The organism is Streptomyces anulatus (assembly GCF_014650675.1).
In the GTDB taxonomy this organism is placed as follows: domain Bacteria; phylum Actinomycetota; class Actinomycetes; order Streptomycetales; family Streptomycetaceae; genus Streptomyces; species Streptomyces anulatus.
This window is the reverse complement of sequence record NZ_BMVK01000007.1, coordinates 299,573-318,492: the sequence shown is the minus strand read 5'-3', so window position 1 is coordinate 318,492 and position 18,920 is coordinate 299,573. Positions and strand designations below refer to the sequence as shown.

Annotated in this window: 12 protein-coding genes; 5 read left to right on the top strand and 7 right to left on the bottom strand. The window is 72.5% G+C overall.

Annotated elements, in window-relative coordinates; translation table 11 throughout:
• Positions 1 to 58 precede the first annotated feature (58 nt).
• On the top strand, positions 59 to 1,594 hold the full coding sequence (locus IE272_RS19890; RefSeq protein ID WP_190007401.1) for an ATP-dependent DNA ligase: 1,536 nt from the start codon (positions 59 to 61) through the stop codon (positions 1,592 to 1,594).
• 45 nt (positions 1,595 to 1,639) lie between these two features.
• Here IE272_RS19890 and IE272_RS19885 read toward each other — a convergent pair whose 3' ends face one another.
• Positions 1,640 to 3,001: an NAD(P)/FAD-dependent oxidoreductase gene (locus IE272_RS19885; protein WP_050357639.1), complete on the bottom strand. Its 1,362-nt coding sequence runs from the start codon at positions 2,999 to 3,001 to the stop codon at positions 1,640 to 1,642.
• Positions 3,002 to 3,250: 249 nt separating this feature from the next.
• Here IE272_RS19885 and IE272_RS19880 point away from each other — a divergent pair, with 249 nt between their 5' ends.
• Entirely contained in the window at positions 3,251 to 4,807 is a 1,557-nt protein-coding gene (locus IE272_RS19880; RefSeq protein WP_190007400.1) for a fused MFS/spermidine synthase, read from the top strand.
• Positions 4,808 to 4,831: 24 nt separating this feature from the next.
• Here the strand turns inward: IE272_RS19880 and IE272_RS19875 are convergent, their stop codons facing one another.
• The 5 genes from IE272_RS19875 to IE272_RS19855 all read right to left on the bottom strand — a co-directional run bounded on the left by IE272_RS19875 (position 4,832) and on the right by IE272_RS19855 (position 13,797).
• Positions 4,832 to 6,613 carry an ABC transporter ATP-binding protein gene (locus tag IE272_RS19875; protein ID WP_007453572.1) on the bottom strand — a complete coding sequence of 594 codons (1,782 nt, stop codon included), beginning with the start codon at positions 6,611 to 6,613 and terminating at the stop codon, positions 4,832 to 4,834.
• Positions 6,610 to 8,451 (bottom strand): ABC transporter transmembrane domain-containing protein, encoded by a 1,842-nt coding sequence (locus IE272_RS19870; protein WP_057661491.1) that lies wholly within the window; start codon positions 8,449 to 8,451, stop codon positions 6,610 to 6,612. Before IE272_RS19870 ends, IE272_RS19875 begins: the two co-directional genes overlap by 4 nt.
• Positions 8,452 to 8,610: 159 nt before the next feature.
• Positions 8,611 to 10,077, bottom strand: coding sequence for a Gfo/Idh/MocA family protein (locus IE272_RS19865; RefSeq protein ID WP_190007399.1), 1,467 nt, complete (start codon positions 10,075 to 10,077; stop codon positions 8,611 to 8,613).
• 261 nt (positions 10,078 to 10,338) lie between these two features.
• On the bottom strand, positions 10,339 to 13,284 hold the full coding sequence (locus tag IE272_RS19860) for an FAD-binding and (Fe-S)-binding domain-containing protein (RefSeq protein ID WP_098891365.1): 2,946 nt from the start codon (positions 13,282 to 13,284) through the stop codon (positions 10,339 to 10,341).
• Between the two features lie 33 nt (positions 13,285 to 13,317).
• Positions 13,318 to 13,797 carry a MarR family winged helix-turn-helix transcriptional regulator gene (locus IE272_RS19855; protein WP_056699534.1) on the bottom strand — a complete coding sequence of 160 codons (480 nt, stop codon included), beginning with the start codon at positions 13,795 to 13,797 and terminating at the stop codon, positions 13,318 to 13,320.
• 113 nt (positions 13,798 to 13,910) lie between these two features.
• On the opposite strand from IE272_RS19855, the gene IE272_RS19850 reads away from it, so the two are divergent.
• The 3 genes from IE272_RS19850 to mltG all read left to right on the top strand — a co-directional run bounded on the left by IE272_RS19850 (position 13,911) and on the right by mltG (position 17,693).
• The gene (locus tag IE272_RS19850; RefSeq protein WP_190007398.1) at positions 13,911 to 15,722 is read left to right on the top strand and encodes an ABC transporter ATP-binding protein; all 1,812 of its coding nucleotides are present in this window, start codon (positions 13,911 to 13,913) and stop codon (positions 15,720 to 15,722) included.
• Between the two features lie 92 nt (positions 15,723 to 15,814).
• Positions 15,815 to 16,426 (top strand): hypothetical protein, encoded by a 612-nt coding sequence (locus tag IE272_RS19845; protein ID WP_190007397.1) that lies wholly within the window; start codon positions 15,815 to 15,817, stop codon positions 16,424 to 16,426.
• 406 nt (positions 16,427 to 16,832) lie between these two features.
• Positions 16,833 to 17,693 (top strand): endolytic transglycosylase MltG, encoded by an 861-nt coding sequence (gene mltG / locus IE272_RS19840; protein ID WP_057661483.1) that lies wholly within the window; start codon positions 16,833 to 16,835, stop codon positions 17,691 to 17,693.
• A gap of 66 nt (positions 17,694 to 17,759) precedes the next feature.
• Here mltG and IE272_RS19835 read toward each other — a convergent pair whose 3' ends face one another.
• A complete protein-coding gene (locus tag IE272_RS19835; RefSeq protein WP_229897352.1) occupies positions 17,760 to 18,875 on the bottom strand; it encodes an NAD(P)-binding domain-containing protein in 1,116 nt (371 codons plus the stop codon).
• Positions 18,876 to 18,920: the final 45 nt, after the last annotated feature.

The following is an 18,920-nucleotide window of genomic DNA, read 5'->3' as shown; positions in this document are numbered from 1 at the left end:
GTCCGGGCCGGTCCCGCGCGGGCGGGCGACGCGCTCCGCCCCGTAGCACCATGGCAGCATGCTGCTCGCCGAGCTCGCCCAGGTGTCCCTGGCGGTCGCCGCCACCTCCGCCCGGTCCCGCAAGACGGCGCTCCTCGCCGATCTCTTCCGGAACGCCGGACCCGAGGACGTCCCCGTCGTCATCCCGTACCTCGCCGGACGACTGCCCCAGGGCCGCATCGGCGTCGGCCGGCGGAGCCTCGGGGACCCCGTGGAGCCCGCCTCAGGGCCCACGCTCACCGTCACCGGCGTCGACGCCGAGCTGACCGCCCTCGCCGCCACCTCGGGCCCGGGATCCCAGGCCCTGCGCCGCGAGCGCCTGCGCGCCCTGTTCGCCGCCGCCACCGCCGACGAGCAGCGCTTCCTGTGGGCCCTCCTCACCGGCGAGGTACGCCAGGGCGCCCTGGACGCCGTCGCCGCCGACGCCCTGGCCCACGCCGCCGGAGCCCCGCCCGCCGACGTCCGGCGCGCCGTGATGCTCGCCGGATCGCTCCAGGACGTCGCCCGCGTCCTCCTCGCGGAAGGACCCGGAGCGCTCGGGGCCTTCCGCCTCACCGTCGGCCGGCCCGTCCAGCCGATGCTCGCGCAGAGCGCCGCATCGGTGGGCGAGGCGCTCGACAGGCTGGGCCCGTGCGCGGTCGAGGAGAAGCTCGACGGGATCCGGGTGCAGGTCCACCGGGACGGCGACCGGATCCGCGCCTACACCCGGGCCCTCGACGACATCACCGACCGGCTGCCCGAACTGGTCACCGCCGTCGCCGCGCTCGACGCGCGCCGCTTCGTCCTGGACGGCGAGCTGATCGCCCTGGGGGAGGGCGGCAGACCCCGGCCGTTCCAGGAGACCGCCTCCCGGGTGGGCTCACGGCGGGACGTGGCCGGAGCCGCGGCGCACGTGCCCGTCGTCCCCGTCTTCTTCGACGCGCTTCTCGTCGACGACGAGGACCTCCTCGACCGGCCCTTCGCCGACCGCCACGCGGCCCTGGCCCGGCTCCTCCCCGAGAACCTGCGGGTCCGGCGCACCCTCGTCGCCGATCCGGACGACACCCAGGCCCGCGCGGCGGCCGACGCGTTCCTCGCCGACACCCTGGAACGCGGCCACGAGGGCGTCGTCGCCAAGGACCTCACCGCCGCCTACAGCGCGGGCCGCCGGGGCGCGTCCTGGCTGAAGGTGAAGCCCGTGCACACCCTGGACCTGGTGGTGCTGGCCGTCGAGCGGGGCAGCGGCCGGCGCACCGGCAAGCTCTCCAACCTGCACCTGGGCGCACGCCGGCCCGACGGTACGTTCGCGATGCTCGGCAAGACCTTCAAGGGCCTCACGGACGCCCTGCTGGACTGGCAGACCGAGAAGCTGACGGAGCTGGCGACCGACGACGACGGATATGTCGTCACCGTACGCCCGGAACTCGTCGTGGAGATCGCCTACGACGGACTCCAGCGCTCCACCCGCTACCCCGCCGGGGTCACCCTCCGGTTCGCCCGCGTCCTGCGCTACCGGGAGGACAAGACCGCGCGGGAGGCGGACACCGTGGAGACCGTCCTGTCCCGGCAGCGGTGAGCGCGCCCCGGGGAGCCCGGGACGCGCTCGGACGTGCGTGACGGCTCAGTGCCTGATGACCGTCGCCGCCGTGTGCTCCTTGATCTGCTCCGGCGTCAGATAGACGTCCGTGTACTCGAAGTCCCGCAGCGTCGCCGGCTTGCGGGACTGGAACCCGGTCCGTACGAAGTCGTCACCGGCGACCGCGTTCAGCATCCAGTTCGTCATGACCCGGGTCTTGGCGACGTTCGTCCTCAGCGCCGACCAGTGGTAGCCGCGCGCCACCGCCTGCGCGGGCAGCCCACGCAGCTCGATGCCCAGCGGCTTGGACACGGCGTCCTTGCCGCCGAGGTCCACGACGAGCCCCAGATCCTTGTGCACGTAGTCCCGGAGCGGCTGATGACGCAGCGAGGCGATCAGATTGTCCGCCAGCACCCTGCCCTGGCGCATCGCGTGCTGCGCGGTGGGCGGGCAGACCGCCCCGTCGCCCTTCGCCAGGTCGGGCACCGCGGCCGCGTCCCCGAGCGAGAACACCCCGTCCACGCCCGGCAGGTTCAGCTGCGGGGTGACCGCGAGCCGGCCGCGTACGGTCTCCGCGCCGAGCGTGGCGATCAGCGGGCTGGCGGCCACTCCGGCGGTCCAGATCAGGGTCCGGCAGGGCAGCACCCGGCCGTCGGTGAACGTGACCTGCTCCGGCCCCGCCTCGGCGATCGAGACCCCGAGCGACACCTCGATGTTCCGCTTGCGGAGCACCTCCAGGGCGGCCTGCCCCAGCTTGTCGCCCAGCTCCGGCATCAGCTTGGGCGCGATGTCGATCAGATGCCACTTGATCAGCCGCGCGTCCAGCCGAGGATAGTGCCGGACCGCGCTCGTGGTCAGGCGCTGGAGACAGGCGGCCGTCTCGGTGCCCGCGTAACCGCCGCCGACCACCACGAACTGGAGCCGGGAGGCGCGCTCGGCCTCGTCGTGACTGGCGTCCGCCAGATCCAGCTGGGCGATGACGTGGTCCCGTACGTAGGCGGCCTCGGCCAGCGTCTTCATCCCCCGGGCGTTGTCCAGCAGCCCGGGGATGTCGAAGGTCCGGGTGACGCTGCCCGCCGCCAGCACGATGTAGTCGTACGGCTCGTTCACGATCTCGTCCGTGATCTTCCGGATCACGCAGACCTTCGCCTGCGTGTCCACGCCGATCGCCCCGCCCGGCACGATCCTCGTCCGGTGGCGGCGGCTGCGGCGCAGCGACACCGCCACGGACTGGGGTGTCAGCACCCCGGAGGCCACCTGGGGGAGCAGCGGCAGATACAGCTGGTAGGAGAACGGCGTGACGAGCGTGATCTGGGCCTCTCCCGGAGCGAGCCTGCGCTCCAGGCGGCGTACGCACTCGACGCCTGCGAAGCCGGCGCCGACGACGAGAATCCTGGGTGGTGCCACGGTCTGCGTCCCTTCTCGGGCTTGCGTGGTTCTGCGCTCGCCTGCCCCGTCTACCGGGTGATTCACCCCTCATCCTTAACCGGACGCCCCGGCATCCGCCTCCTGACAGGGGTGAACGGGGGCCCCGGGCACGGTGGCGCGGCGGCCGACCGCCGCCGTCTCCGATGGACCCCGGGGTCCGGTCGGCCGCCCTCTCCGCCCTGCGCAGCGTGGGGAGTTCGGCAGCCGCCCCCGTGCGAGGATGCTGCGGTGACCACCTCGCCCCCCTCGCCCGTGGCCGACGAATCCCCCCTGGCCGACGGCCCGCCCCGCGATCACGGCCTGGGCCCCCGCGCCGCCGCGGTCCTCGTGTTCGGATCATCGGCCGCGGTCCTGGTGGTCGAGATCGTCGCCCTGCGCCTGCTGGCCCCGTACCTCGGCCTCACCCTGGAAACCAGCACGATGGTGATCGGCATCGCCCTCACCGCCATCGCCCTGGGCTCCTGGCTGGGCGGGCGCATCGCGGACCAGGTCGATCCGCACCGGCTCATCGGCCCGGCGCTCGGGGTGTCGGGCGTGGTCGTCGCGCTCACCCCGCTCCTGCTGCGCACCGCCGCCCAGTGGTCGCCGGCGCTGCTCCTGCTGGTCGCGTCGGCGACCCTCCTGGTGCCCGGCGCACTGCTCTCCGCGGTGACCCCGTTCGTGACGAAGCTCCGGCTCACCAGCCTCGCCGAGACCGGGACGGTCGTCGGGCGGCTGTCGGGCGTGGGCACCTTCGGAGCCATCGTCGGCACCGTCCTCACCGGATTCGTCCTGGTCTCGCGGCTGCCCGTCAGCTCCATCCTGATCGGTCTCGGCACGCTGCTGGTGCTCGGCGCCGCACTGGCCGGATGGCGGGCCCGCCGCTGGCGGCGCGCCTCGGCCGTGGCGCTCGCCACCGTCGTCGCGGGCTCCCTCGCCACCGCGTTCGCCCCCGGCGGCTGTGACGCGGAGACCCGGTACCACTGCGCACAGGTCGTCGCGGACCCCGAACGGGACAGCGGCCGCACCCTCGTCCTCGACGGCCTGAGCCACTCCTACGTCGACGTCGAGGACCCGGCGCACCTGAAGTTCGCGTACGTGCGCGCCATCGCCTCGGTGGTCGACACCGCCTTCCCCGCCGGCGAGCCGCTGACCGCCCACCACATCGGGGGCGGCGGCCTCACCTTCCCCCGCTACCTCGCGGCCTCACGCCCCGGGACCCGGAGCGTCGTCTCCGAGATCGACGGCGGAGTCGCGCGCATCGACCGCGACCGGCTGGGCCTCGCGGCGTCGACCGGCGTCGACGTACGCGTGGAGGACGGCCGGCTGGGCCTGCGCAGGCTGGAGGCGGGCAGCCACGACCTGGTGGTGGGCGACGCCTTCGGAGGAGTCAGCGTGCCGTGGCACCTCACGACGTCGCAGGCGCTGGGAGACGTCCGTCGGGCGCTCGACGCGGACGGCCTGTACGTCGCCAACCTCATCGACCACGGTGAGCTGGCCTTCGCCCGCGCCGAGGTCGCCACCCTCGCCGAGACCTTCCAGCACGTCGCCCTCCTCGGGAAGCCCGTGGACATCGGGCTGGACCCGACCGCGTCCACCATCGGCGGCAATCTGGTGGTGGTCGCCTCCGGCCGGCCGGTCGACGCCCCCGCGATCCAGGAAGCGCTGGACGCCCGGGACGTCGGCTGGAAGATCGCCACCGGGGACGATCTCGTCTCCTGGACCGGGAACGCCCGGGTGCTCACCGACGACCACGCACCCGTCGACCAGCTCCTCCAGCCCAGCCGTACCCGGACGGCCCGGTGACCCCCGGGCCGTCCGCCGGGCGGCTCACCCGTGCCAGGACCGCCACAGGGACGCGTACGCGCCGTCCGCCGCCACCAGCTCGTCGTGGCTGCCCAGCTCGCTGATCCGGCCGTCCTCCACGACCGCGATCACATCCGCGTCGTGCGCGGTGTGCAGCCGGTGCGCGATCGCCACCACCGTGCGGCCCTCCAGCACCCGGGCCAGTGAACGCTCCAGGTGACGGGCGGCCCGCGGGTCCAGCAGCGAGGTCGCCTCGTCCAGCACCAGCGTGTGCGGATCGGCCAGCACGAGACGGGCCAGCGCGATCTGCTGGGCCTGCGCCGGGGTCAGCGCGAACCCGCCCGAGCCGACCTCGGTGTCCAGCCCTTCCTCCAGGGCCTTCGCCCAGCCGTCCGCGTCGACCGCGGCCAGCGACGCCCACAGCTCCGCGTCCTTCGCCCCGTCGCGGGCCAGCAGGAGGTTGTCCCGGAGCGAGCCGACGAAGACGTGGTGCTCCTGGTTGACCAGGGCCACGTGCTCGCGGACCCGTTCCGCCGTCATCCGCGACAGCTCCGCCCCGCCGAGCGTCACCTCACCGGTGCGCGGCGCGTAGATCCCCGCCAGCAGACGGCCCAGCGTGGACTTGCCCGCGCCGGAGGGTCCTACCAGGGCGAGCCGGGTGCCCGGAGCCACGTCGAGCGACACCTTGTGCAGGACGTCGACGCCCTCCCGGTAACCGAACCGGACGTCGTCCGCCCGCACGTCCCGGCCGTCCGGACCGACCCCGGCGTCGCCCGCGTCCGGCTCGATCTCCCGGACGCCGACCAGCCGGGCCAGTGACACCTGGGCCACCTGGAGCTCGTCGTACCAGCGCAGGATCAGACCGATCGGGTCGACCATCATCTGGGCCAGCAGCGCTCCCGTCGTCAACTGCCCGACCGTGATCCAGCCCTCCAGCACGAACCAGCCGCCGAGCAGCAGAACCGCGCCGAGGATCGTCACGTACGTCGCGTTGATGACGGGGAACAGCACCGAACGCAGGAACAGCGTGTACCGCTCCCAGGCCGTCCACTCCGTGATCCGCCGGTCCGACAGCGCCACCCGGCGGTCGCCGAGGCGGTGCGCCTCCACGGTCCGCCCGGCGTCGACGGTCTCCGCGAGCATCGCGGCGACGGCCGCGTAACCGGCGGCCTCCGAGCGGTACGCCGAGGGAGCGCGGCGGAAGTACCAGCGGCAGCCCACGATCAGCACCGGCAGCGCTACCAGCACGGCCAGCGCCAGCGGGGGAGCGGTCACCGTCATCGCGCCGAGCAGCAGACCGGCCCACACGACGCCGATCGCCAACTGCGGCACGGCCTCGCGCATCGCATTCGCCAGCCGGTCGATGTCCGTGGTGATCCGGGACAGCAGATCGCCCGTACCGGCCCGCTCCAGGACCCCGGGCGGCAGCCCGACGGACCGTACGAGGAAGTCCTCGCGCAGATCGGCGAGCATCTCCTCGCCCAGCATCGCCCCGCGCAGCCGCATGCTGCGCGTGAACAGGGTCTGGACGACCAGCGCGACCGCGAAGATCGCGGCCGTGCGCTCCAGATGCAGGTCGGTGACGCCGTTGGACAGGTCCTCCACCAGCCCGCCCAGCAGATACGGTCCGGTGATCGAGGCGATCACCGCCACCGCGTTGACCGCGATCAGGACGACGAACGCCCTGCGGTGCCGGCGCAGCAGACTCCGTACGTAACTCCGCACGGTCGTCGGCGTGCCCACGGGCAGCGTCGTCGCCGACTCCGGGGCCGCGGGGTCGTACGCCGGGGGTGCGACGCCGATCATGCCCTCTCCTCGATTTCCTGGGTGCTCTTCATGGCGGGGACTTCGCCGACGCCGTTCAGCGCGCTCGCGGCGGCCGCCTCGTCGTCGGTCTCCCGGGTGACGACCGCCCGGTAGCGGGGTTCGGTGCGCAGCAGGTCGCGGTGGGCCCCCACGGCGACCACGGCGCCCTCGTGGACGAGCACCACCCGGTCGGCGGCGTCGAGCAGCAGCGGGGACGAGGCGAACGCCACCGTCGTACGGCCCCGGCGCAGCTTCGCGATCCCGGCGGCGACCCGTGCCTCGGTGTGCGAGTCGACCGCGGAGGTCGGCTCGTCGAGCACCAGCGCCTCCGGGTCGGTGACCAGCGACCGGGCCAGCGCGAGGCGCTGGCGCTGACCGCCGGACAGGGACCGGCCGCGCTCGGTGATCCGGGTCCGCATCGGGTCCCCGTCGTTGTCGGGGGAGGCCTGCGCCAGGGCGCTCAGCACGTCACCGCACTGGGCCGCCTCCAACGCCGCCTCGGCGGTGACCAGGCCCGAGGCCGGGATGTCCAGCAGCTCCTGGAGCGTGCCGGACAGCAGCACCGGATCCTTGTCCTGGACCAGGACCGCGGCCCGTGCGGCTTCCAGCGGGATCTCGTCCAGGGCGACCGCGCCGAGCAGGACCGACGGAGTCCTCGCCGAAGCCTCCTCGTCCTCCTCGCCGGTCTCCGCGTGCCCGCCGAGCCGTTCGGCCAGCCGGCCCGCCTCGTCCGGGTCGCCGCAGACGACGGCCGTGAACTGCCCCCGGGGGGCCATCAGTCCGGTCGCCGGGTCGTACAGATCACCGGAGGGCGTCACACCCTCGACGGTGGCCTCCCGCGCACTGCGGCGCAGCGACAGCACGCGCACCGCGCGCTGGGCGGACGGCCGCGAGAAGGAGTACGCCATCGCGATCTCCTCGAAGTGCCGCAGCGGGAACAGCATCAGGGTGGCGGCGCTGTAGACGGTGACCAGCTGGCCGACGTCGATGCGGCCGTCCCGGGCCAGCGTCGCCCCGTACCAGACCAGGGAGATCAGCAGGATCCCCGGCAGCAGCACCTGCACCGCCGAGATCAGCGCCCACATCCGGGCCGAGCGCACCGCGGCCCTGCGGACCTCCTGCGAGGCGCGGCGGTAGCGGCCGAGGAACAGCTCCTCGCCGCCGATCCCGCGCAGCACGCGCAGCCCGGCGACCGTGTCCGAGGCCAGCTCGGTGGCCTTGCCCGCCTTCTCGCGCTGCTCGTCCGCGCGCCGGGTGGCGCGCGGCAGCAACGGCAGCACGGCCAGGGCGAGCACCGGCATGGCGAGCGCCACCATCAGACCGAGGGACGGGAGGTAGAAGGCGAGCCCCACACAGATCACCACGAGGGCGGTGGCGGCGGCCGCGAAACGGGAGAGCGCCTCGACGAACCAGCCGATCTTCTCCACGTCGCCGGTCGAGACGGCGACGACCTCACCGGCCGCGACCCGCCGTGTCAGCGCCGAGCCCAGCTCGGCGGTCTTACGGGCGAGCAGTTGCTGGACCCGGGCGGCGGCGGTGATCCAGTTGGTCACCGCGGTCCGGTGGAGCATGGTGTCGCCGACGGCGATCACGATGCCGAGGACGATGATGAGGCCGCCGGACAGGGCGAGCCGCCCCCCGGATCGGTCGATGACGGCCTGGACGGCGAGACCCACGGTGACCGGGAGACCGGCGATGCCCAGCTGGTGCAGCAGCCCCCAGGAGAGGGCCTTCACCTGCCCCGCGAGCTGGTTGCGCCCGAGCCAGTAGAGGAATCGAGGGCCTGAACGGACATCGGGGTCGCCGGGATCCGAATACGGAAGGTCGCGAATCTGCATGACGTCCCAGGGCTTGTGAAACGGAGATCCGGATGGACCTCGAAGAACGGGGTGACGTGCAAGGTTCCCTGTTCGTCCCGGTCCGGGGCAACCGGTTTTCCGGCCCTCTCCGCAGCCCTGCGGGGTCCCGGGCCGACTCGGCCCGGGACCCCGGGGGCGTCACTCCGCGGGCTTCTCGGAGTCCATGCCGGACCGGGCCTTCTTCCACTCGCCCCGGGTGAAGTCCGGGATCGGCAGCGGCGCGCCCTTGGCCTTGATGGAGAGATGGCTCAGCGGCACGGGGGCCGTCCAGGTCGCCGCGTCGTACACGTCGAAGTCGGGGACCAGGCCGAGCCGCATGCACTGCATCAGCCGGAAGATCATCATGTAGTCCATGCCGCCGTGTCCGCCCGGCGGGTTCGCGTGCTCCTTCCAGAGCCAGTGGTCCCACTCGGCGTACTTCTTGAAGTCGTCCCACTGGTGGTTCGTGTTCGTGGGCTCCAGATAGATGCGCTCCGGGTAGTCCTCGAACACGCCCCGCGTACCGCCGAGGCTGTTGATACGGGAGTAGGGGTGCGGGGACGACACGTCGTGCTCCAGCCGGATCACCCGGCCCTTGGCCGTCTGTACGAGGCTGATCGTCCGGTCGGCCCCGATGTACGACTCCTTCCAGCTGGGGTCGCCGGCCGGCATGTGCTCCTTGCGGTACTCGGCGAGCGACAGGGCCGGCGTGCCGATGCTCGTGATGCTCACGGCCCGGTCGCCCCGGTTGACGTCCATGTAGTTGGCGACCGGCCCGAACCCGTGGTTGGGGTAGAGGTCACCGCGCAGCCGGGTGTGCCACAGCCGGCGCCAGGGGCCCTCGTAGTAGTCGGGGTCGAACATCAGCTCGCGCAGGTCGTGGTTGTAGGCGCCCGCGCCGTGCAGCAGATCGCCGAAGAGACCCGCGTGCGCCATGCGCAGCACCCGCATCTCGTTCTTGCCGTAACAACAGTTCTCCAGCTGCATGCAGTGCCGCCGGGTGCGCTCGGAGAGGTCCACCAGCTGCCACAGCTCTTCCAGCCGCATGGCGATGGGGCACTCCACGCCGACGTGCTTCCCGTTCAGCATCGCCGCCTTCGCCATCGGGAAGTGGAGTTCCCAGGGCGTCGCCACATAGACGAAGTCGAGGTCGCCGCGCTTGCAGAGGTTCTCGTAGTCGTCCTCGCCCTTGGCGTAGACGGCGGGTGCGGGCTGACCGGCGGCCGTCACCTTGGCGGCGGCCTTCTCCGCCTTGTCCCGGACCGGGTCGCAGACCGCCTTCACCTGGACGCCCGGGACGGCGAGGAACAGGTCGATCATGCTGCCGCCCCGGTTGCCGAGGCCCACGATGCCGACCCGGATCGTGGAGCGCCCCTCGAAGCGGACGTCCGCCATGGTGCGGCCCTGCCGGGCGGGGGCGGCGGCGACCGCCTCCGCGGTCGAGCGGGCGGTCGCCCCGGCCGCCGAGGCGGTCCCCGCTCCCAGTGCGCCGAGGCCGAGTCCGGCGCCGGCCACGCCCGCCGTCGTCCACAGCACCGAACGGCGGCTGGGGTCCTGCCGCACCACCTCGTCGCTGTGCGGGGGTATGTCCTGCGGTTCCGGTGCGGGCCGGGCGTCGTCGTTCATCGAGCCTCCAGGTGGGGTTGGGGGTTCAGACGTGCGCGAGCGCGTCCGGTCCCCGTACGGATGGCGAGCGCGGGGACCGGGTCTCGGTAAGGACCCTGGAGGGTGAGGCTGATGGTGCGCAAGGGAAGTATTTGGACTCTCGTCCTCAAACCATGGACTTTCTTCACGGCACGCCGAGGCCCCGACTGGTGCAACCAATCGGGGCCTCGAAACGCTCAGTTGTGCAGGCCGGACGGGGCGTTCGCGCCCTCGTTCAACGGGCTAACGGACGGTCGGCCGAGTGGCGTGCTCCAACTCGATCAGCGCCGAGCGGTAGGGCTGTCCGGTGGCCCGTTCCATGCCGATCTCGCACATCCGGTTCGCCGACAGATGGAGGTCGTAGGGGCGCAGCGCGACCTCGGCCGCCTCCTTGGCCGTCGCCGAGTCGGTCAACTCCTTGTGGAGCATGCCCCGGTCGCCCGCGAACGCGCAGCACCCCGCGTCGTCCGGCACCACGACCTCGTCCGCGCATGCCTCGGCCAGCGCGCGCAACTGCCCCACGTCACCCAGGTGTTCCATCGAGCAGGTCGGATGCACGACGGCCGACCCGGCGGTGCGGAACACCGTCAGCTCCGGCAGCAGTTCGTCGGCCGCCCACACCAGCGAGTCCACGACGGTCAGTTCACGGTGCAGCGCCCGGTTGTCCTCGCTGAGGTAGGGCACCACCTCCTCGGCGATGCCGAGCGTGCACGAGGACGCGTCCACGACCAGCGGCAGCGTCCCGCCCGCCGTCCAGCCCCAGGCGGCCTCCACGATGCGGTTCGCCATGATCCTGTTGCCCGCGTCGTACCCCTTGGAGTGCCAGATCGTCGCGCAGCACGTCCCCGCGACGTCCTCGGGGATCCACACCGGCTTCCCGGCCCGCCCGGACACGGCGACCACCGCCTCGGCCAGGGAGAGCCCCGGACGGCCGTCCGGCCCGGCGAAGATGCGGTTGACGCAGGCCGGGTAGTAGACCGCGCTCGCCCCGACGCGGTCCGTACGCGGCAGCCGCCGGGCCGCCGCTCCGGGGATCTGGGGCAGCCACTCCGGTACGAGATCGGGGCGGACGGCCTTGCGGGCGAGCCGCGTCACGGCCCCGAGCGGACCGTCGCCCACCCGGTCGCCGACCGCGTCCGCCACCGCCACGGCCAGCCGCGCCGAGGCCTCCACCACCGCGAAGTTCTTCGCGGTGAGCGCGGCGATCCGCTCCTCGCGCGGCGTGTGCCTGCGGTGCCGGAAGGCCTTCATCATCGCCCCGGTGTCGATGCCGACCGGACAGGCGAGCTTGCAGGTGGAGTCCCCGGCGCAGGTGTCCACGGCGTCGTACCCGTAGGCGTCCAGCAGGCCGGCCTCGACCGGTGAACCGTCCACCTGGCGCATCATCTCCCGGCGCAGCACGATCCGCTGGCGCGGAGTGGTCGTCAGATCCTCGCTGGGGCAGGTCGGTTCGCAGAAGCCGCACTCGATGCACGGGTCGGCGACCGCCTCCACCTTCGGAATGGTCTTCAGGCCGCGCAGATGGGCCCGCGGATCCCGGTCCAGGACGATGCGCGGAGCGAGCACCCCGGCGGGATCGATGACCTGCTTCGTCCGCCACATCAGCTCGGTGGCGCGCGGCCCCCATTCCCGCTCCAGGAAGGGCGCGATATTGCGTCCGGTGGCGTGCTCCGCCTTGAGCGACCCGTCGAAACGGTCCACCACCAGCGCGCAGAACTCCTGCATGAAAGCGTCGTACCGCTCGACGTCGGCCGGCTTCGCCGCGTCGAACGCCAGCAGGAAGTGCAGATTGCCGTGCGCGGCGTGACCGGCCACGGCGGCGTCGAAACCGTGGCGCGACTGGAGCTCCAGCAGCGCCTCGCAGGCGTCGGCCAGCTGTGCCGGCGGCACGGCGAAGTCCTCCGTGATCAGGGTGGTCCCCGAGGGCCGGGACCCGCCGACCGCCGTGACGAACGCCTTGCGGGCCTTCCAGTACCCGGCGATCGTCCCGGGGTCCCGGGTGAACGCGTTGGTCACCGACACGGCCGGGACGACCAGGTCCAGACCGGCGACGACGGCGTCGGCCGCCCGCTCGAACGCCTCCTGGCCCGCCTCGTCGGCCGCCCGGAACTCCACCAGCAGTGCGGTCGTGGTCCGGGGCAGCGCCGCCCAGTCCGCCGGGACACCGGGCACGCTGACGGAGGCGCGCAGCGTGTTGCCGTCCATCAGCTCCACGGCGATGGCGCCCGCCTCGTTGAACCGGGGCACGGCGGCCGCGGCGGCGGTGAGGGAGGGGAAGAACAGCAGCGCGCTGGAGATCCGCCGGTCCAGCGGCAGGGTGTCGAAGACGACCTCGGAGATGAAGCCGAACGTGCCCTCCGAGCCGACCATCAGCCCGCGCAGGATCCGTACCGGCGTCGCCCCGTCGAGGAAGGCGTCGAGGCGGTAGCCGTTGGTGTTCTTGATCGTGTACTTGGCGCGGATCCTGGCGGCCAGCTCCGCGTCCGCCTCGATCTCCGCCTTCAGCTCCATCAGTCCCGCGCACAGCTCCGGCTCGGCGCGGGCCAGCTCCTCGTCGGCGGCCGGGTCGGCGGTGTCGACGACGGTGCCGCTCGGCAGGACGAAGGTGAGCGAGGCGAGCGTCCGGTAGGAGTTGCGGGTGGTGCCCGCCGTCATTCCGGAGGCGTTGTTGGCGACGACCCCGCCGACGGTGCAGGCGATGGCGCTGGCCGGGTCGGGGCCCAGCAGCCTGCCGTGCCGGGCGAGGGCGATGTTGGCCCGCAGCACCGTCGTCCCCGGCCGGATCCGGGCCCGCGCCCCGTCGTCCAGCACCTCGACGCCGGTCCAGTGGCGGCGTACGTCGACGAGGATGTCCTCGCCCTGAGCCTGGCCGTTGAGGCTGGTGCCCGCGGCCCGGAAGACCACGTCGCGGCCCTTGCCGTGGGCGTACGACAGGATCGCGGAGATGTCGTCGAGGTCCTCGGGGACCAGCACGACCCGGGGGAGGAAGCGGTAGGGGCTGGCGTCGGAGGCGTACCGCACGAGGTCGGAGATCTTCCAGAGCACCTTGTCGGCGCCGAGCAGGGCCGTCAGCTCGCTCCGCAGCGGCTCCGGGGTGCCGCCCGCGCTGCGGTCGGTGACCCGGTCGGGGGCGGGTTCCCGTGCCGTTCCGGGGCGCAGGGCTTCCGGGTCGGGCTCCAGCAGCGGCATGTCGGCCATCTCCTCGGCGGCTCGGCGCGGTGTTCAGCAGCGGCGTTCCGGCATGCCGTCGACCAGGGCGGACAGCAGCCCGCCGAGGACCTCGCGCTGATCGGCGGTCAATGGAGCCAGGATCTCCTCTGCGGCGGCCCGGCGCGCGCTGCGCAGGGACCGCAGCGTGGCGCGCCCCTCGTCCGTGATCTCGACGCGGACCACCCGGCGGCTGTCGGGGTCCGGGGCGCGGCGCACCCGGCCGCTCGCCTCCAGCGCGTCGACCAGCGTCGTCACGGCGCGCGGAACGACGTCCAGACGCCGGGCGAGATCCGCCATCCGGGGGGCCGCGTCGTAACTCGCGACCGTCCGCAGCAGCCGGAACTGGGCCGGAGTGATGTCGACCGGCTCCAGCTGGCGGCTCTGGATGCGGTGCAGCCGGCGGGTCAGCCGCAGCAACTGCTCGGCGAGCATGCCGTCGGTGTCGGGGGCGCCGGCGGAGCCGACCGGACCGGGGGAATCTGGGGCGTCCATACGGGAACAATATCAGGACCTTGTTCATTGTGAGTATAGGTAACAATGAGCTAGGCTCTCCATGTGCGTGGCCGGGTCGGCCCGGCCACGCCTCACGCCCGCCGAAGGAGCCCATGAAACCCGAAGAGCCCACGTGGACGCCCCCACCCGATGCCACCACAGACCGGCCGCCCGCCGAGGTGCGCCGCATCCTCCGCCTCTTCCACCCCTACCGCGGCCGCCTGGCCGTCGTCGGCCTGCTGGTCGGCGCGTCCTCCCTGGTATCGGTCGCCTCCCCGTTCCTGCTGCGCGAGATCCTGGACACCGCGATCCCGCAGGGGCGCACGGGCCTGCTGACCCTGCTGGCGCTCGGCATGATCCTCACCGCCGTGATGACCAGCGTCTTCGGCGTGCTCCAGACCCTGATCTCGACCACCGTCGGTCAGCGGGTCATGCATGACCTGCGCACCGCCGTCTACACCCAGCTCCAGCGGATGCCGCTCGCCTTCTTCACCCGCACCCGCACGGGCGAGGTCCAGTCCCGCATCGCCAACGACATCGGCGGCATGCAGGCGACGGTCACCTCCACCGCCACCTCGCTCGTCTCCAACCTCACGGCCGTCATCGCGACCGTCGTCGCCATGCTCGCCCTCGACTGGCGGCTCACCGTCGTCTCGCTGCTCCTGCTTCCGGTCTTCGTCGCGATCAGTCGCCGCGTCGGCCGGGAACGCAAGAGGATCACCACCCAGCGCCAGAAGCAGATGGCCGCGATGGCCGCCACGGTCACCGAATCCCTCTCGGTCAGCGGCATCCTCCTCGGCCGCACCATGGGCCGCTCCGACTCCCTCACCCAGGGCTTCGCCGAGGAGTCCGAGCGCCTCGTCGACCTGGAAGTGCGCTCCAACATGGCCGGCCGCTGGCGGATGTCCACGATCGGCATCGTGATGGCCGCCATGCCCGCCGTCATCTACTGGGCGGCCGGTCTCACCTTCGCGTCCGGAGCCGCCACCGTCTCCATCGGCACCCTGGTCGCCTTCGTCACCCTCCAGCAGGGGCTGTTCCGCCCGGCGGTCAGCCTGCTCTCCACCGGTGTGCAGATGCAGACCTCCCTCGCCCTCTTCCAGCGCATCTTCGAGTACCTCGACCTCACGGTCGACATCACCGAACCGGAACACCCGGTCCGACTGGAGAAGATCCGCGGCGAGATCGCCTTCGAGGACGTCGACTTCAGCTACGACGAGAAGAACGGCCCCACGCTGACCGGCATCGACGTGACCGTTCCCGCGGGCGGCAGCCTCGCGGTCGTCGGATCCACCGGTTCCGGCAAGTCCACCCTGAGCTATCTCGTGCCCCGGCTGTACGACGTCACCGGCGGCCGGGTCACGCTCGACGGGGTCGACGTCCGCGACCTGGACTTCGACACCCTCGCCCGAGCGGTCGGCGTCGTCTCCCAGGAGACCTACCTCTTCCACGCCTCGGTCGCCGACAACCTCCGCTTCGCCAAGCCGGACGCCACCGACGAGGAGATCGAGGCCGCGGCCCGCGCGGCGCAGATCCACGACCACATCGCCTCCCTGCCCGACGGCTACGACACCCTGGTCGGTGAGCGCGGCTACCGCTTCTCGGGCGGCGAGAAGCAGCGCCTCGCCATCGCCCGCACCATCCTGCGCGACCCGCCGGTGCTGATCCTCGACGAGGCGACCAGCGCGCTCGACACCCGTACGGAACAGGCCGTGCAGCAAGCGATCGACGCCCTGTCCGCAGGACGGACCACGCTCACCATCGCGCACCGCCTCTCCACCGTCCGCGACGCGGACCAGATCGTCGTCCTGGAGGACGGCCGGGCCGCCGAGCGCGGTACGCACGAGGAACTGCTCGACCGCGACGGCCACTACGCCGCCCTGATCCGCCGCGACGCCCACCCGGCCCCGGTGCCGGCCCCCTGACCGAGCCCGGCAGGACCGGTCTCCGGTGTCGGGGTGATGCGACAGCCCCCTGATGTCACCGGCGCGGCGCGCGTACGGCATGATCGCCGCGCATGAGAGCTCTCCTCGGGGTGGAACTCCCCGGCTACCGAACCGTGGACAGCGACACCTGGCTGAACGACCACGGTGATGTGCTGTCGCTGCACTTCTTCGACCTGCCGCCGGATCTGCCTGCCGCGCTGGACGACGGCCCCGCCCTGCGCCACGGGCTCACCCATTTCACCGCGCGGGTCGGCGGCGGACTCGTCGAAGCGTCGGTGAAGCGACTGGGCGAGCTGCCCGCCCTGCGCCAGATACTCAAACTGCCGCTGCCGGGACAGCCCAGCGGGCAGGCCTTCATTGGCAGCTTCACCGTGCCGCGCGCCGGATGCAGCACCGTGGTGAAGATCCAGGCGGCGGAGCGCGGCATGACCGGTATGCGGGAAGCCGTGGTGATGGCCAAGCTCGGCCCCGACCAGTACTTCCGGCCGCACCCCTACGCCCCCGAGGTCCAGGGCGGGCTGCCCTTCCACGCGGCGGACCACGCGCAGTGGGACGCGGAATTCCCGGACCACCCGCTCACCCGGGTCCGCCGGACGCTCGACGCCCTCGCGGCGGCGGTGACGGTCGCACCCGAGTTCACCGCGCTGCCGCCCTTCGCCGGACCGGCAGTGGCGAACGGCTGAGCCGGCCGGCTTCCCTACACACGGCGGCGCCGCCGCTCCCGTGGGACGGGGAGCGACGGCGCCGGGCGGAGCAATGGTCAGACGAGCCAACCCACGAAGTGGACGACGCCGGCAAGCAGGTTGGTCAGGAAGTTCATCTGGTCTTTCTCCTTGTACGTGGTGCATCTGTGGGACTGCGCAGTAGCGGTCTGCAGCCCGTTGACTGCGCTCTGCAATCATCACGCCCCTGACGGGTGAACAGCAACGAATCCGCTGACGATCACACGTTCCAGCGAACACCCGATCCCCTGTTCGTGTGTTCTGGGCGTCGTGTGTTCCGGTCGCTCGGTACGGCGTTCGTGTCGCCGGAGCCGACGCCGTGGCCGAGCTACCGGCCGTGGCTCGTGCCCCGGGTTAACGTGCCCGCATGGTGAACGAGTCCCCGGACGCCCGACCCCGTCGCAGACTCCGCCCGACCCGCCGCGGCAAGGTCGTCCTGGCCGCCGTCGCCCTGCTCGTCGTGTCGGCCGCCGTCCTGATCCCGCTGTCCCTGACCGGATCGGACGAGGGCGGGCACGAGAAGGAAAGCCCGCACAGCACTCTGATGATCCCCGAGGGCCGTCGTGCCTCGCAGGTGTACGAGGCCGTCGACCGGGCGCTCGACCTGAAGCCCGGCAGCACGCACAAGGCCGCGACGACGGTGGACCTGGCTCTGCCCGCCCAGGCCGAGGGCAACCCCGAGGGATACCTCTTCCCGGCCACGTATCCGATCGACGCCGCGACCGAGCCCGCCGGCCTGCTGCGGTACATGGCGGACACCGCCCGCAAGCACTTCGGCGCCGACCACGTCACGGCGGGGGCCCAGCGCAACAACGTCTCCGTCTACGACACGATCACGATCGCCAGCATCGTCCAGGCCGAGGCCGACACCGCCTCCGACATGGGCAAGGTGGCCCGGGTCGTCTACAACCGGCTGCTCAAGGACATGCCGTTGCAGATGGACTCCACCATCAACTACGCCCTCAAGCGCTCCACCCTGGACACGACGACCGCGGAAACCCAGCTGGACAGCCCGTACAACAGCTACCGGATCAAGGGCCTGCCGCCGACGCCCATCGGCAACCCGGGGGAGGAGGCGCTGCGCGCGGCCGTCAGCCCCACGCCCGGACCCTGGCTGTACTTCGTCACGGTCGGCCCCGGCGACACCCGGTTCACCGACAGCTACGACGAACAGCAGCGGAACGTCCAGGAGTTCAACCGCAACCGCGCCTCCGCCACCACGAACTGACCGGCTCCGCCGACAAAGGACTTCGAGCCCCGGGACTACGGGCCCGGGGCTTCGGGCTTCGGAGCCTCAGGCCCCGGAGACCGGGGCGCCGACAGCGGCTCCGGCGTTCCGGTCGGGCCGCCCGCCGTCGGACTCCTTCAGCAACCGCATGACCGACCGGACCGCCGCGCGGCCCGCGCGGTTGGCGCCGATGGTGCTGGCGGACGGGCCGTACCCCACGAGGTGGACACGCCCGTCGCGTACGGCTCGGGTGTCCTCGGCCCGGATGCCGCCGCCCGGCTCGCGCAGCTTCAGCGGCGCCAGATGCTCCACGGCGGGCCGGAACCCGGTGGCCCACAGGATCACATCGGCCTCGACGACCCGGCCGTCGTCCCAGGCCACGCCGTCCGGCGTGATCCGGTCGAACATCGGCAGCCGGTCCAGCGCCCCCTGCTCCCTGGCCCGCCGCACCGCATCGGTCATCGGCAGCCCGGTCACGCTGACCACGCTCCGCGGCGGCAGCCCCTTGCGTACCCGCTCCTCCACCATCGCCACGGCCGCCCGCCCCCACTCCTCGGTGAACGGCCCCTCGCGGAAGACCGGTTCGCTCCGGGTCACCCAGAAGGTGTCGGCCGCGAACCCGGCGATCTCCATCAGATGCTGCGTACCGGAGGCCCCGCCCCCGACGACGATGACGCGCTGCCCCGCGAACTCCTCGGGCCCCGGGTAGTTCGCCGTGTGCAACTGCCGCCCCCGGAACGTCTCCTGGCCCGGGTAGCGCGGCCAGAACGGCCGGTCCCAGGTGCCGGTCGCGTTGATCAGGGCCCTCGGGGCGTACGTCCCCTCGGACGTCTCCACCAGCAGCCGCCCGCCGCTCCCCTCCCGTACGGCGCTCACCTCCACCGGGCGGTGGACCCGCAGGTCGAAGCGCTCCTCGTACGCGGCGAAATACGCGCCGATCACCTCCGACGAGGGCCGGTCGGGGTCGGCTCCGGTCAGCTCCATGCCCGGCAGCGCGTGCATCCCGTGGACCTTGCCGTACGTCAGCGAGGGCCAGCGGAACTGCCACGCGCCGCCCGGCCGGGGCGCGTGGTCCAGCACGACGAAGTCGTCGTCCGGCTCCAGTCCGACGCGGCGCAGGTGGTGCGCGGCGGACAGCCCCGCCTGACCCGCGCCGATCACGACCACGTCCAGCTCACGCACCCCAGAAATGTTCACGCTTCTACTAACTGCTCGGGGCTCCGGGAT

What these genes read in the sequence shown, in the direction of transcription:
- IE272_RS19850 (WP_190007398.1), top strand. Translation starts at nt 13,911, where the DNA reads ATGAAACCCGAAGAGCCCACGTGGACGCCCCCACCCGATGCCACCACA.
- IE272_RS19845 (WP_190007397.1), top strand. Translation starts at nt 15,815, where the DNA reads ATGAGAGCTCTCCTCGGGGTGGAACTCCCCGGCTACCGAACCGTGGAC.
- IE272_RS19860 (WP_098891365.1), bottom strand. Translation starts at nt 13,284, where the DNA reads ATGCCGCTGCTGGAGCCCGACCCGGAAGCCCTGCGCCCCGGAACGGCA.
- IE272_RS19865 (WP_190007399.1), bottom strand. Translation starts at nt 10,077, where the DNA reads ATGAACGACGACGCCCGGCCCGCACCGGAACCGCAGGACATACCCCCG.
- mltG (WP_057661483.1), top strand. Translation starts at nt 16,833, where the DNA reads ATGGTGAACGAGTCCCCGGACGCCCGACCCCGTCGCAGACTCCGCCCG.
- IE272_RS19855 (WP_056699534.1), bottom strand. Translation starts at nt 13,797, where the DNA reads ATGGACGCCCCAGATTCCCCCGGTCCGGTCGGCTCCGCCGGCGCCCCC.
- IE272_RS19890 (WP_190007401.1), top strand. Translation starts at nt 59, where the DNA reads ATGCTGCTCGCCGAGCTCGCCCAGGTGTCCCTGGCGGTCGCCGCCACC.
- IE272_RS19870 (WP_057661491.1), bottom strand. Translation starts at nt 8,451, where the DNA reads ATGCAGATTCGCGACCTTCCGTATTCGGATCCCGGCGACCCCGATGTC.
- IE272_RS19875 (WP_007453572.1), bottom strand. Translation starts at nt 6,613, where the DNA reads ATGATCGGCGTCGCACCCCCGGCGTACGACCCCGCGGCCCCGGAGTCG.